Here is a 13,626-nt window from a genome sequence, read left to right as displayed (position 1 = left end):
CCCTGTGCAAACAGGGCTTTTTTGGATAGGAGGGATACGGTGACGATTGAAGAGATTAAACGACGGCTCGAGACCGTCCGATATGTGGAGTGGGAGGCGGTGCGTGCATCGTTCGATGCTGACACGCGTAAAGGGGTCTTGAAGCTGATTGCACAAAAAGACAGACAGTTCCAAAACGAACAGGCGGAGCGTGACGACTACACGAGTCGGATGGCGTTTGAACGAGAGTTGATCGCCTTAGGACATAGCCGAGTCGCGGGGGTAGACGAGGTGGGCCGCGGTCCGCTCGCAGGTCCTGTCGTCGCGGCCGCGGTCGTGTTACCTGATTCGTTTTATCATCCTGGGTTGAACGACTCGAAGAAGATGTCGAAACGAGCGCGTGAGCGCGCCTTCGACCAAATTATGGCCGAGGCGACGGTCGGGGTCGGCATCGTCTCCGCCGACGTCATCGACGAAGTGAATATTTATGAAGCGACGAAACTGGCGATGCAGGAAGCGGTCGAGCGGCTCGATGGCGTCGATGCGCTCCTGATCGATGCGATGCGCCTGAATCTCGAACTGCCGCAAACGTCACTGATCAAGGGCGATGCGCGGAGCGTCTCGATTGCGGCCGCGAGCGTCGTCGCGAAAGTCGTACGGGACAAGATGATGGAGGACTATGCCGTCATCTATCCAGGATACGGCTTCGAACGCAATGCGGGGTATGGGACGAAAGACCATTTGACCGGTCTCGCCGAACACGGGATCACCCCGATTCACAGAAAGTCGTTCGCACCAATCAAACAGATGTAGGAGGGGAAACGATGCGCATCGATCACCAAGGGGTCATGCCGTTCAAAGTGACAGAGCAGACGTCGCGTCAATTGCTCATCGGCAACACGGTCGTCGGCCGCGTCTTGCAGCTATTGCCGGGCGGGGAGGCCGTCATGCAGCTGCCACAAGGCCTGTTCCGAGTCGGCGTGAACGCCGATGTGAAAGAGAACGTCACGTATAAAATGGTCGTCACCGAACTTGAACCAAAGCTCGTCTTAAAAGTGGTGCCGCAGACGGTCGAAGCGCAAGTGCCCCGTTCGCCGCTCGCGCTGCTCACCGCCGAACTTGCAAAGTTCATCCGACAACCGCTCGACACACCGCAATCCATAAAAACACAAGGGCAAAAACTGCTCGATAGTGGCGCCGGCAGTGACGTGAAGCAACTGATTGGTGAACTGTTTAAATCGAAGGACACGAAGTTTGAACCGTTCGTTCGTGCCCAAGAGACGTTCAACGCGTTACAAACGACACCATTCGCGGCCCACGGATTTCACATACCGCATTTGGGGCCGTTCGAGAACGTCAAATTCCGCTTCGAAGGACCAAAGCGCGACATGCTTGATGCGGACCACGCTCGAATCGTCCTTCTCCTCGAGACGCCGCGGTTCGGCGAGACGGGAATTGATTTGCTTGTCCATAAGCGGCAAATCACGATTAAAGTGTATAACGAGCATCACGATTTAGCCCCGTACGTCCGTGCCTATGAGTCAACGCTGTCAGAGGCGCTACATAACGCGGGATATGAACTGTCACGGTTCGCGTTCGAACAAAAAGTAGAGGCGTTGCCAGAACCGTTTGCCCCGCTCGGAAAGGTGGACCGTCGAATATGACTGAACGTAAACAAGCCATCGCCTTGTCGTATGAGCAAACGATGGAGTCACCTCGTGTCGTCGCCAAAGGAGGCGGCCTTGTCGCCGAGCGCATGCTCGCCCTCGCGCAGGCGAACGGGATCCCGATTCATGAAGACCCCGCCCTTTTATCTCTCCTCGACGCTTTACAGATCGAGGAGCACATTCCAGACGACTTATATCAAGTCATTGCGGAGCTCTTTGTGTTTCTTTATCAAATGGAACAAGATAAAATCATAGATGTCTAGCGCTATTTGTGAAAAAAAGATGAAAAGTTAAAGCAAGAACGATAGACAGCGCTTTCAGTTTTTCGTTACAATAGACGTGCCGATATTAAAGGGGACTAAGGGGGAAATCAAATGAATATCCATGAGTATCAGGCAAAAGAGCTGCTTCGCGCATTTGGCGTCGCTGTGCCGACCGGTTATCCGGCGTTTACAGTTGAGGAGGCAGTTTCAGCCGCCGCTAAGCTAGACGGTGAATTGAAAGTTGTCAAAGCACAAATCCATGCAGGTGGCCGCGGGAAAGCCGGCGGTGTCAAACTTGCGAAGACGGATGAAGAAGTGAAACAGTACGCGTCTGAGATTCTCGGCAAGACGCTCGTCACGCATCAGACTGGACCGGAAGGGAAAGTCGTCCAACGTCTTTACATCGAAGAAGGATCGGCAATCGATCAAGAATTTTACTTAGGACTTGTGCTTGACCGTTCGATCGGCCGAATTGTCATCATGGGTTCATCTGAAGGCGGCATGGACATCGAAGAAGTCGCAGAACATACGCCAGAAAAGATTCACAAAGAAATCGTCGACCCGGTCGTCGGACTCCGTCCGTTCCAGGCTCGTCGTCTCGCTTTCAAAATGGAAGTACCGACTAAACTCGTCAACAAGTTCAGTGACATGGTCATGAAATTGTATAAAGTCTACGTCGAGACAGATTGCACGATTGCGGAAATCAACCCGCTCGTGACGACGAAAGACGGAAACGTCATCGCGCTCGATGCAAAACTCAATTTCGACAGTAACGCACTCTACCGTCATACCGATATCGTCGACTTGCGCGACACGACGGAAGAAGACCCACGCGAAGTCGAAGCGTCGAAACACGACCTAAGCTACATCGCGCTCGACGGGAACATCGGATGCCTCGTCAACGGTGCCGGACTCGCCATGGCGACGATGGATATCATCAAGCATTACGGCGCCGAGCCCGCCAACTTCCTCGATGTAGGTGGCGGTGCGACGAAAGAAAAAGTAACAGAAGCGTTCAAGTTGATTTTGTCAGATGATCAAGTCAAAGGAATCTTCGTCAACATTTTTGGCGGCATCATGAAGTGTGACATCATCGCTGAAGGAATCGTCGCGGCGACGAAAGAAATCGGACTCGATTTACCACTCGTCGTGCGTTTAGAGGGAACAAACGTGGATGCGGGACGTCGCATTCTCGATGAATCTGGACTTGCGATCACTTCGGCGAGCTCGATGGCTGACGGTGCAGAAAAAATCGCAGCACTCGTTCGATAAGGGGGAAACGACATGAGTATTTGGGCGAATCAAGATACAAAAGTGATCATTCAAGGGATCACAGGGAAACAAGGTCTGTTCCACGGCGAGCAGATGTTGGCTTATAACACGAAGTTAGTTGGAGGCGTGACGCCTGGTAAAGGTGGCACGACCGTTCTTGATGGCGTGCCGGTCTTCAACACGGTATCAGAGGCAGTCGAGGCGACTGGTGCGAACGCGTCAATCATTTACGTGCCACCAGCGTTCGCTGCTGACTCAATCATGGAAGCGGCCGATAGCGGAATCGAACTCATCATTTGTATCACAGAAGGCATTCCGGTCATCGATATGATTCAAGTGAAACGATACCTTGAGGACAAGCCGGCTCGTTTAATCGGACCGAACTGCCCAGGGATTATCACACCAGGGGAAGCAAAGCTTGGGATCATGCCAGGCTATATCCATACAAAAGGACACGTCGGCATCGTGTCGCGTTCAGGGACGCTCACGTATGAGGCAGTCCATCAGTTGACGACGGCTGGTATCGGGCAATCGACGGCAGTCGGCATCGGGGGCGACCCGGTCAACGGAACAAACTTCATCGATACGCTTAAAGCGTTCAATGAAGACGAAGATACGAAAGCGGTCATCATGATTGGAGAAATCGGTGGGACTGCGGAAGAAGAAGCGGCCGAGTGGGTGAAAGCAAACATGACGAAGCCAGTTATCGGCTTCATCGGTGGACAAACGGCACCAGAGGGCAAGCGGATGGGTCACGCCGGCGCGATCATTTCTGGTGGTAAAGGAACGGCAGCAGAGAAAATCAAGACACTCAACGCCAACGGCATTGAAGTGGCTGAGACGCCAGCTGTCATCGGCGAAACGCTTATTCGCGTATTGAAAGACAAAGGGATATACGATGCTTGTGTGACGGGTCAACCGACGACATAAGTGAACTCGGGCTTGAGGGATGAGGATTCATCCCTCTTTCTTATAAAGGAGATTGTGATGAATCAAACAATAGCGCGTTTCGCAGCCGAACGGTTGCCTGTCGAGTTCGTTCATCATTATTTATCAGGTACGCTCGATGCGTATGTGGCGTCCGCTTCCGTGTTAAGAAAGATGGAACGAGTGACGAGGAGTACCGAGACGTACGAGAACTTTATTACGTGGGAAGACCCGTCGTTCCCGACGCAACTCCTCACGATCCCGAACCCACCGTACTGTTTGTTTTACCGAGGGGATTTAGAGGTACTACATGAAAGAACGACCGCATTGGTCGGAAGTCGTGAATTGAATCGCATCAGTCGTCCGCTCGTCGAATATTTGCACCCTTTAATAGAAGAAACTGTCTCGATTTCAGGGGGTGCGAAAGGAATCGACGGGCTCGTGCATGAAGCGTCCCTCGCCCGTAACCGCCCGACCGTTGCCGTGCTCGGGGCAGGCTTTTCCCATCTCTATCCGGCCGTTCACCGTCCGTTATTTGACCGGATTGAACGAAATGGTTTATTGTTGAGCGAATACGTGCCGGACACGTCCGTTAAAAAATTTCAATTTTTGGAACGGAACCGTCTCGTTAGCGGCCTCGGGGATCGTCTCGTCGTGATTCAAGGTAGGGAACAAAGTGGGACGATGAATACAGTCAGCCATGCGCTCGAGCAAGGAAAGACGGTGTTTGCCGTCCCGGGAAGCCCGCTCGATGCACTGGCCGCCGGACCGAACCGATTGATTGAAGAAGGTGCGATTCCATTGACGAATCCCGATCAATTTCTAAACGATCTCATGATTGCACGTTGACAAATGATCGAGAACATGAATATTATGGTAGGGATTTAAATGACCTCTAAAAGGGGAGCAGATGTATGGCAAAATATTTGGTGATCGTCGAATCACCTGCGAAAGCAAAAACGATTAAACGGTATTTAGGATCAAATTACACAGTTAAAGCTTCGATGGGTCACGTCATCGACTTACCGAAGAGTCAGCTCGGTGTCGACGTCGAACATGACTTCGAACCGAAGTATATTACGATTCGTGGTAAAGGCCCCGTTTTAAAAGAATTGAAGACGGCCGCCAAAAAAGCGACGAAAATCTTTCTCGCGGCTGACCCGGATCGCGAAGGGGAAGCCATCGCTTGGCATTTAGCCCGTGCCCTCGGTGTCGATGAGACGACGGAATGTCGTGTCGTCTTCAACGAGATCACGAAAGATGCGATTAAAGAATCGTTCAAACATCCACGTAAAATCAATCATGATCTCGTCGATGCCCAACAGGCACGACGCATTTTGGACCGTCTCGTTGGATACGGGATGAGCCCATTATTATGGAAGAAAGTGAAAAAGGGATTGTCGGCTGGACGTGTTCAGTCGGTCGCTGTCAAAATGATTATCGACCGCGAGCGGGAAATCAACGCCTTCGATCCGGAAGAGTACTGGACGATTAAGCTGAATCTCAATCATGACGGGGAGACGTTCGAGACGTCGTTCTTCGGAAAAGACGGCAAAAAGGTTGAGTTGAAGACGGAGGCTGACGCCAACGAAGTACTCGACACGATCGGGGATACGTTCAACGTCGTCGATGTCACGAAGAAAGAGCGGAAACGAAATCCGTCCCTCCCGTTCACAACGAGTTCGCTTCAGCAAGATGCCGCCCGCAAGCTGAACTTCCGGGCGAAGAAGACGATGATGCTTGCCCAGCAGTTGTATGAAGGAATCGACCTCGGCAAAAAAGAAGGAACGGTCGGTTTAATCACATACATGCGTACCGATTCGACGCGAATCTCGGATTTGGCGAAAGCCGAAGCGAAAGAGTATATTGAGTCGACGTTCGGGGAAGAGTACATCGCGCTTCAAAAGCAAAAAGAGAAGAAAGCGACGAACGCTCAGGACGCGCACGAAGCGATTCGTCCGACGTCGGCGTTGCGTGACCCGGCCATGATGAAGCCGTACTTATCACGAGACCAACTCCGGTTGTATAAACTCATTTGGGAACGGCTCATCGCGAGCCAAATGGCACCGGCTGTTCTTGACACGGTGAAAATCGATGTCGAGTCGAACGGGATGACGTTCCGTGCGAACGGATCGACTGTCAAGTTCCCTGGTTTCATGAAAGTGTATATCGAGTCAAAAGACGATGATATCGAAGAAGTGAACCCTGAGAAGGAAGGGTTATTGCCACCGCTTGAAGTGGACGACACGGTCGCCTTCGAAACGATCGAGCCGAAACAACACTTCACGCAACCGCCGCCGCGCTATACGGAAGCCCGACTCGTTCGTGCGATGGAAGAGCTCGGGATCGGTCGTCCATCGACGTATGCGCCGACGCTCGACACGATTCAAAAACGTGGCTATGTCGTGTTAGAAGAGAAGAAGTTCGTCCCGACCGAACTCGGTGAGCTCGTCATCGAAATGATTGACGAATACTTCAACGACTTCATTACCGTCCAGTTCACGGCCGACATGGAAACACTGCTCGACTCCATCGAGAACGAGGAAGTGGCATGGACCGATGTCGTCGCTCCGATTTATCGCAGTTTCGAGAAACGGTTGAAACGGGCCGAGTCAGAAATTGAGAAGATTGAAGTGAAAGATGAGCCGGCCGGAATCGATTGTGAGATTTGCGGTTCGCCGATGGTCATCAAGATGGGGCGCTACGGCAAATTCATGGCTTGTTCTGGTTTCCCAAACTGTACGAACACGAAGCCGGTTCAAGTCGAGATTGGCGTCCCGTGTCCGAGCTGTAAAGACGGTCAAGTCGTCGAACGACGCAGCAAGAAAGGGCGTCTGTTCTACGGATGCTCGAACTATCCGGATTGTGAGTTCGTTTCTTGGGACAAACCGGTCGCAAAACCTTGTCCGGAATGTGATCACATGATGGTCGAGAAGAAAATTAAAGACGGCGTCAAATATCAATGTACGAACTGTACCCATACCGAGGTACATCAGCAAGAGGAGGATTAAGATTGTCACAACGTGTAACTGTCATCGGGGCCGGGCTTGCCGGTTCCGAGGCGGCTTGGCAACTCGCGAAGCGCGGGATTCAAGTCGATTTATATGAAATGAGACCGGTCCGTCAGACACCGGCCCACCATACCGATCAATTCGCAGAGCTCGTCTGCTCGAACTCGCTTCGGGCGAACGGTCTGCAAAACGCAGTCGGCGTATTAAAAGAAGAAATGCGCACGCTCGACTCACTCATCTTGAAAGCGGCGGATACGGCGAGCGTCCCTGCCGGTGGCGCCCTTGCCGTCGATCGGCATGACTTTGCCGGCTTCGTCACTGACACGCTAAAGAACCATCCGAACGTGACCGTTCACAACGAAGAGATTCAAGCGATTCCAGACGGCATCGTCATCGTGGCGACGGGGCCGCTCACGTCACCTGACTTGTCGGCTTCGCTCAAAGCGTTCACAGGCGAAGACTACTTGTACTTCTACGACGCGGCGGCTCCGATTCTTGACGGCGAGACAATCGATCGAGACAAAGTTTACTTGAAATCGCGTTACGACAAAGGCGAGGCGGCGTACTTGAACTGTCCGATGACAGAAGAAGAGTTCGATGTCTTCTATGACGAACTCGTCAAAGCCGAAGTCGTCCCGCTCAAAGAATTTGAGAAAGAGATTTATTTCGAAGGCTGCATGCCGTTCGAGGTGCTCGCCCAGCGCGGGAAAAAGACGCTTCTGTTCGGACCGATGAAACCGGTCGGCCTTGAAGATCCGAAGACGAATAAGCGTCCGCATGCGGTCGTACAACTTCGTCAAGACAACTCGGCCGGGACGCTTTTCAACTTGGTCGGGTTCCAGACCCATTTGAAATGGGGCGAGCAGAAACGAATCATCCAACTCATCCCGGGACTTGAGAACGCTGAGATCGTCCGTTACGGTGTGATGCACCGTAACACGTTCATCAACTCGCCGAACTTGCTCAAGCCGACATATCAGGCACGTACGCGTGACACACTCTTCTTCGCCGGACAAATGACGGGCGTCGAAGGTTACGTCGAGTCAGCCGCTTCAGGACTCCTCGCCGGGATCAATGCGGCCAAACTGATTCAAGGGGAAGAATTGGTCGTGCTCCCACGTGAGACGATGCTCGGTTCGATGGCGCACTACATCACGACGACGGACGGAAAGCACTTCCAACCGATGAACGCCAACTTTGGACTTGTGCCGTCGCTTGAAGACGCGCCTAAGAAAATGAAGAAACAAGAACGTTACGAGAAGTACGCCAATCGTGCCCTTGAGACGATTCAACAGTATAAAGAGATTTAAGGGAAGGGAGCCATTATTTGGCTTCCTTTTTTCTGAATTTAAATTTCAATTGTGTAATTTGTACAACACTTTGAAAATTTTCAGATTATTGAAGGGCTATCTATTGTCACCTTACATTCTGTATGCTATGCTAATTTCGATTTGACGGGAACAGGCGTTTTTATGCCAAAAACAAGGGGGCGAGCGAATGGGATTCGGCGAGGATCTACAATCATTTTTACGCTATTGCCAAGTCGAACGACGACTGTCGCCTCACACGAAACGCTCTTATGGGCAGACACTCGACCAGTACGCCGTTTATTGCCAAACGACACATCTTGATCCGTATGATGTGGAGTCGGCGCGGCGTTATTTATATGCCCTTTACGAGGCAGACGCCAAAACGACGACCGTCTCACAAAAAGTGTCATGCCTGAAACAGTTCGGGAAGTTCATCGCCCGTGAAAACGGGGGCGAACCGCTGTTCCATGGATTGACGTCACCGAAGCGGCGCAAGTCGTTACCAGCGTTTGCGGTACCGAGCGAGGTGGAACAGTTGCTGATGGCAGCGGCAGCCGAAGAGGACCCGTTCCTCCAAGCGCGCGACGTCGCCATCGTCGAGATGTTGTACGGCACCGGGATGCGAGTGGCGGAACTGTGCGGGATGGATGTCGCGTCGTACGATAAGGTGCTCGGCTTTGTCCATGTCGTCGGGAAAGGGAAGAAGGAACGATACATCCCGATCGGGCGATATGCGATGGAAGCGCTCGACCGCTATCTACTCGTGAGAGGAGCGCATACTGGCACCGAGGAAACGGCTTTATTTCTCAGTCAAAAAGGGAATCGAGTGACAACAGACCAAGTCCGGTATGTCATGAAGCGGCTGCGAAAACGCGGTGGTCTTCAAAAACCGTTGACGCCGCACTCGCTCCGCCACAGCTTTGCGACCGATTTACTTGAGCGCGGGGCTGATCTTCGTGCCGTTCAAGAATTACTCGGTCACGAATCGCTGTCGACGACGGGGCGTTATACGCACGTGTCGACCGAACGGCTACGGGCAGTCTATCAAGCAACACATCCGAGAAAGTAGGGGGTCATACTATGTTCCATGCAACAACGATTTTTGCAGTCCGACACGAAGGCAAAGGCGCAATGAGCGGGGACGGACAAGTCACGCTCGGAAATGCGGTCATCATGAAGAACAAAGCGAAAAAAGTGCGTCGGCTCTATGGTGGCAAAGTCGTCGCCGGATTTGCCGGTAGCGTCGCGGATGCGTTCACACTGTTCGAAAAATTTGAGTCGAAACTTGAGATGTATAACGGGAACTTGCCACGGGCGGCCGTCGAACTTGCGAAAGAATGGCGCGGCGATAAAATGCTCCGTCAGCTCGAGGCGCTCCTCATCGTCATGGACGCGGATCACTTGCTCCTCGTCTCAGGTAACGGTGAAGTGATTGAACCGGATGACGGCATCCTCGCCATTGGCTCAGGTGGCAATTACGCCCTCGCAGCAGGCCGGGCCCTCGTCCGTCACTCTCCAGAAAAATCGGCAGAAGAGATCGCGCGAGCCGCTCTCGAGATTGCCGGAGAGCTATGTGTCTATACGAACGACCAAGTCATTGTCGAAACAATTGGAGGCGATTCGAAATGAAACGTGAATTGACACCACGCCAAATCGTGTCGGAACTAGACCGCTTCGTCATCGGCCAAAAAGATGCGAAACGGGCAGTCGCGATCGCACTTCGTAACCGCTATCGCCGGCAAAAATTGAGTGCAGACCTGAGAGACGAAGTCACACCGAAAAACATCTTGATGATTGGACCAACCGGTGTCGGGAAAACCGAGATTGCCCGTCGTCTAGCGAAACTCGTCGGAGCCCCGTTCGTCAAGGTCGAGGCAACTAAATTCACGGAAGTCGGATATGTCGGCCGTGACGTCGAATCGATGGTCCGCGACCTTGTCGAGGCGTCGGTTCGTCTCGTCAAAGAAGATAAGAAGGAAGGCGTCAAAGATCAGGCCGAAGCCGTCGCGACGGAGCGGATTCTCGATGCGCTTCAAGGGAAAGCGAAAGCCGCCCCGACAGCATCGAACCCGTTTGAGGCACTATTTGGTGGCCAGACGCAACAAGCAGAACCGACGACCGACTCGACGCAAGCGAGCGACCGAGCCCAACTTCGTCGTTTGCTCGAGCTCGGCGAGTTAGAGGAACGGTTGATTGAAGTCGATTTGGAAGAAAAGCAGACGGTCGACTTGTTCCAAGGTCAAGGAATGGAAGGACTCTCGAACCTTCAAGACATGCTCGGACAAATCGTGCCGAAGAAACGGAAGAAACGCAAAATCACGGTCCGCGAGGCGCGACCACTTCTCATCGCCGAAGAAGCGGAGAATTTGCTCGATATGAATGAAGTTCATGATGAGGCGGTTCAACGCAGCGAACAGATGGGCATCATCTTCGTCGATGAAATCGACAAGATTGCTACGAAGTCGCAAGACCACGCCGGCGTCTCACGTGAAGGCGTCCAGCGCGATATTTTACCGATTGTGGAAGGATCGACAGTCGTGACGAAATACGGACCCGTCAAAACGGATCACGTCCTCTTCATCGCGGCGGGAGCCTTCCATATGGCGAAACCGTCTGATTTGATTCCGGAACTGCAAGGGCGCTTCCCGATTCGAGTCGAGTTGAGCAGCTTGACCGAAGAGGATTTCGTAAAGATTTTGACGGAACCGTCGCAAGCGCTCATCAAACAGTACACGGCGCTCCTCGAGTCCGAAGAGATCGGGGTCGAGTTTACGCATGAGGCGATTGAAGAGATTGCGAGAATCGCGACGCACGTCAACCGGGAGACGGATGATATCGGTGCCCGTCGCCTCTATACAATCATGGAGCGAGTGCTTGAGGACTTGTCGTTCGAGGCAGCCGATATGCCACAGACGAACGTACAAATCACACCTGCTTACGTTAAGGAAAAAGTCGGTTCGATTGCGGAAGATCGAGACTTAAGCCAATATATACTATAAGATTCTGTATGCACATACAGGGAGGAAAATCAGAACTATGAACTTACTAGATAAAACACGCCAATTGAACACGATGCTTCAACAAGAGGCGAGCGCACACGTCGACTTTAAAGAAATGGCGGATAAGATGCGTGAAGTGCTTGAGGCGAACACCTTTATCGTCAGCCGTCGCGGTCGCCTGCTCGGTTTTGCGATCAAACAACAGATTGAGAACGAACGAATGAAAGCCTTTTTGGTCGACCGTCAATTCCCAGAACCGTATGCGTCGAACTTGTTCAACGTAAAAGAGACGACCGAGAATATTGAGATCGATAGCGAGTATACGGCGTTCCCTGTAGAAAATCGTGAATTGTTCCTCGAGTCGAAGACGACGATTGTGCCAATCATCGGCGGCGGCGAACGTCTCGGCACGCTCGTACTCGGGCGATTGAACAACGAGTTCACTCAAGACGACCTCGTCCTTGCAGAATACAGCGCGACGGTCGTCGGCATGGAGATTCTTCGCGAAAAGGCGGCGGAAGCCGAGGCGTCTGCTCGTAAAAAAGCTGTCGTCCAAATGGCGATCAACTCCCTGTCGTATTCAGAACTTGAAGCGATTGAGCATATTTTTGAGGAGCTCGGTGGGAACGAAGGGTTGTTAGTTGCTTCCAAAATTGCCGATAGAGTGGGAATTACAAGATCGGTCATCGTCAACGCACTTCGTAAACTCGAGAGTGCCGGCGTCATCGAATCACGTTCGCTTGGCATGAAAGGAACCTATATTAAGATATTGAATGATAATTTCTTGTTTGAGTTACAAAAACTGAAATCGAATTGAAATATAGCTTAAAATCTTTAAAAGGCTTACCAATGCTTATAGGATAAGTATTCTTAGGTCTACAAACCCGTTCTTTCTGATGGAAGAACGGGTTTTTTAGTGCAAAAGTAATTATTTTCAGGATATGTCGTAAATTCGACAAAAAGAAGTTAGAGCATTTACCTGTTTTAACAAAAATATCTTTCAGAACTGTTACAGATTTGTTTCAATGTAATAGTAGAATTTCCAAATAAGGTATATACATGCATTCTTTTAGTGAAAGTGAGTGAGACGCATGAATTGGATTGGCACAGACTATCAATTGATGAAGCAAGCGATTAATCATTCGGTCTTGAACCAAAAAGTAATCAGTCATAATTTGTCGAATATCGACACACCAAACTTCAAAGCGAAACAAGCCGTTTTCGAGCAGACGCTATCGAACGAGATGCGATTGAAGCTCGCGGGTGGACGCCCGAGCGAACGGGCGACGAGTCAAATCGTCGATCGGCCGGGTGGTGCGATGCGAAGCGATGGGAACAGCGTCGACCTCGACTTTGAAATGAGCGAACTGGCACGGAACCAGCTGCAATATGAGGCGATGATGGAACAACTCAACCGTCGACTCGGCGGCTTGAAGACGGTAATCCGAGGAGGACGTTAAAGATGGGTATGTTCGATAGTTTCCATATCTCAGCGACGGCGTTGACGTCACAACGGTTACGCATGGACACGGTCTCGGCGAACATCGCGAACGCTCAGACGACCCGCGGTAAACTCGTCGATGGCGAGTGGCAACCATACACACGAAAGATGACGGTGCTTCAAGAGGCACCGTTTCGAAAACAGTTGTCGAACGCCGTATCGGGCGGTGTTCAAGTGGCACGAATCGTCGAAGATGAGGCGCCTTACAAATTGTCTTATGATCCGACGCATCCCGACGCGGACGAGCGCGGATACGTGCAGTTGCCGAACGTGGACTTGTTAAAAGAGATGGTTGACCTGATGGGTGCGACACGCTCGTACGAGGCCAACGTGGCAGCGATGAACGCGACGAAAGCGATGCTCGTCAAAGCGATGGAAATTGGTAAAGGATAAGGAGTGAAGACCGATGCAAATCAATCCGATTTCAATGCTTGGAACGCAAGCGACCGGGGTGAACCCGGTGAAAGATACGCCATCTCAATTTGGATCGTACTTGAATGAGGCGATGCGCTCGTTAAACGACGTGCAACAGGCGACGAGTGCGGCTCGGGCCGACCTCGCCGTCGGCAAAGCCGACCTTCATCAAGTCATGATTCAAAGTGAAGAGTCGTCGATTGCGATGCAACTCGCGATAGAGGTGCGTAACAAGGCTGTCGAAGCCTATCAAGAAATGATGCGAATGCAAGTTTAATGTAGA

15 protein-coding genes are annotated in these 13,626 nt (G+C 51.8%); all 15 read left to right on the top strand.

The genetic code is table 11. The features are described 5' to 3' along the window. Nucleotides 1–39: 39 nt before the first annotated feature. The 15 genes from KNP92_RS08255 to fliE all read left to right on the top strand — a co-directional run bounded on the left by KNP92_RS08255 (nucleotide 40) and on the right by fliE (nucleotide 13,620). Nucleotides 40–792, top strand: a complete 753-nt coding sequence (locus KNP92_RS08255) for a ribonuclease HII (RefSeq protein WP_214839376.1) — start codon at nucleotides 40–42, stop codon at nucleotides 790–792. Between the two features lie 11 nt (nucleotides 793–803). Further along, nucleotides 804–1,643, top strand: a complete 840-nt coding sequence (locus KNP92_RS08250) for a hypothetical protein (protein WP_214839374.1) — start codon at nucleotides 804–806, stop codon at nucleotides 1,641–1,643. Then, on the top strand, nucleotides 1,640–1,909 hold the full coding sequence (locus KNP92_RS08245; RefSeq protein ID WP_214839373.1) for an EscU/YscU/HrcU family type III secretion system export apparatus switch protein: 270 nt from the start codon (nucleotides 1,640–1,642) through the stop codon (nucleotides 1,907–1,909). Before KNP92_RS08250 ends, KNP92_RS08245 begins: the two co-directional genes overlap by 4 nt. A 111-nt stretch (nucleotides 1,910–2,020) precedes the next feature. Further along, nucleotides 2,021–3,181, top strand: coding sequence for an ADP-forming succinate--CoA ligase subunit beta (sucC, locus tag KNP92_RS08240; RefSeq protein ID WP_214839371.1), 1,161 nt, complete (start codon nucleotides 2,021–2,023; stop codon nucleotides 3,179–3,181). 12 nt (nucleotides 3,182–3,193) lie between these two features. Next, nucleotides 3,194–4,111 (top strand): succinate--CoA ligase subunit alpha, encoded by a 918-nt coding sequence (gene sucD / locus KNP92_RS08235; protein WP_214839370.1) that lies wholly within the window; start codon nucleotides 3,194–3,196, stop codon nucleotides 4,109–4,111. Between the two features lie 57 nt (nucleotides 4,112–4,168). Then, nucleotides 4,169–4,957 carry a DNA-processing protein DprA gene (gene dprA / locus KNP92_RS08230; RefSeq protein WP_214839369.1) on the top strand — a complete coding sequence of 263 codons (789 nt, stop codon included), beginning with the start codon at nucleotides 4,169–4,171 and terminating at the stop codon, nucleotides 4,955–4,957. Nucleotides 4,958–5,022: 65 nt separating this feature from the next. Continuing rightward, nucleotides 5,023–7,119: a type I DNA topoisomerase gene (gene topA, locus KNP92_RS08225; RefSeq protein ID WP_214839368.1), complete on the top strand. Its 2,097-nt coding sequence runs from the start codon at nucleotides 5,023–5,025 to the stop codon at nucleotides 7,117–7,119. Between the two features lie 2 nt (nucleotides 7,120–7,121). Further along, nucleotides 7,122–8,429: an FADH(2)-oxidizing methylenetetrahydrofolate--tRNA-(uracil(54)-C(5))-methyltransferase TrmFO gene (trmFO, locus tag KNP92_RS08220; RefSeq protein WP_034815086.1), complete on the top strand. Its 1,308-nt coding sequence runs from the start codon at nucleotides 7,122–7,124 to the stop codon at nucleotides 8,427–8,429. Nucleotides 8,430–8,616: 187 nt separating this feature from the next. After that, complete coding sequence (locus KNP92_RS08215; RefSeq protein WP_214839367.1) at nucleotides 8,617–9,498, top strand: tyrosine recombinase XerC; 882 nt, start codon at nucleotides 8,617–8,619, stop codon at nucleotides 9,496–9,498. Between the two features lie 11 nt (nucleotides 9,499–9,509). Further along, complete coding sequence (gene hslV, locus KNP92_RS08210) at nucleotides 9,510–10,058, top strand: ATP-dependent protease subunit HslV (protein WP_214839366.1); 549 nt, start codon at nucleotides 9,510–9,512, stop codon at nucleotides 10,056–10,058. After that, nucleotides 10,055–11,428 carry an ATP-dependent protease ATPase subunit HslU gene (hslU, locus tag KNP92_RS08205; RefSeq protein WP_214839365.1) on the top strand — a complete coding sequence of 458 codons (1,374 nt, stop codon included), beginning with the start codon at nucleotides 10,055–10,057 and terminating at the stop codon, nucleotides 11,426–11,428. The genes hslV and hslU overlap by 4 nt, the downstream gene beginning before the upstream one ends. A gap of 37 nt (nucleotides 11,429–11,465) precedes the next feature. Beyond that, a complete protein-coding gene (codY, locus tag KNP92_RS08200) occupies nucleotides 11,466–12,245 on the top strand; it encodes a GTP-sensing pleiotropic transcriptional regulator CodY (protein ID WP_214839364.1) in 780 nt (259 codons plus the stop codon). A gap of 274 nt (nucleotides 12,246–12,519) precedes the next feature. Next, a complete protein-coding gene (gene flgB / locus KNP92_RS08195) occupies nucleotides 12,520–12,888 on the top strand; it encodes a flagellar basal body rod protein FlgB (RefSeq protein WP_214839357.1) in 369 nt (122 codons plus the stop codon). A 2-nt stretch (nucleotides 12,889–12,890) separates the two neighbouring features. Beyond that, the gene (flgC, locus tag KNP92_RS08190) at nucleotides 12,891–13,322 is read left to right on the top strand and encodes a flagellar basal body rod protein FlgC (protein ID WP_214839355.1); all 432 of its coding nucleotides are present in this window, start codon (nucleotides 12,891–12,893) and stop codon (nucleotides 13,320–13,322) included. A gap of 13 nt (nucleotides 13,323–13,335) precedes the next feature. Continuing rightward, nucleotides 13,336–13,620 (top strand): flagellar hook-basal body complex protein FliE, encoded by a 285-nt coding sequence (gene fliE / locus KNP92_RS08185; protein ID WP_214839354.1) that lies wholly within the window; start codon nucleotides 13,336–13,338, stop codon nucleotides 13,618–13,620. The last annotated feature ends 6 nt before the right edge of the window (nucleotides 13,621–13,626 follow it).

The sequence above is a fragment of the Exiguobacterium sp. s122 genome (assembly GCF_018618475.1).
Taxonomy (GTDB): Bacteria; Bacillota; Bacilli; order Exiguobacteriales; family Exiguobacteriaceae; genus Exiguobacterium; species Exiguobacterium himgiriensis.
This window is presented reverse-complemented; position numbering and strand designations above follow the sequence as displayed.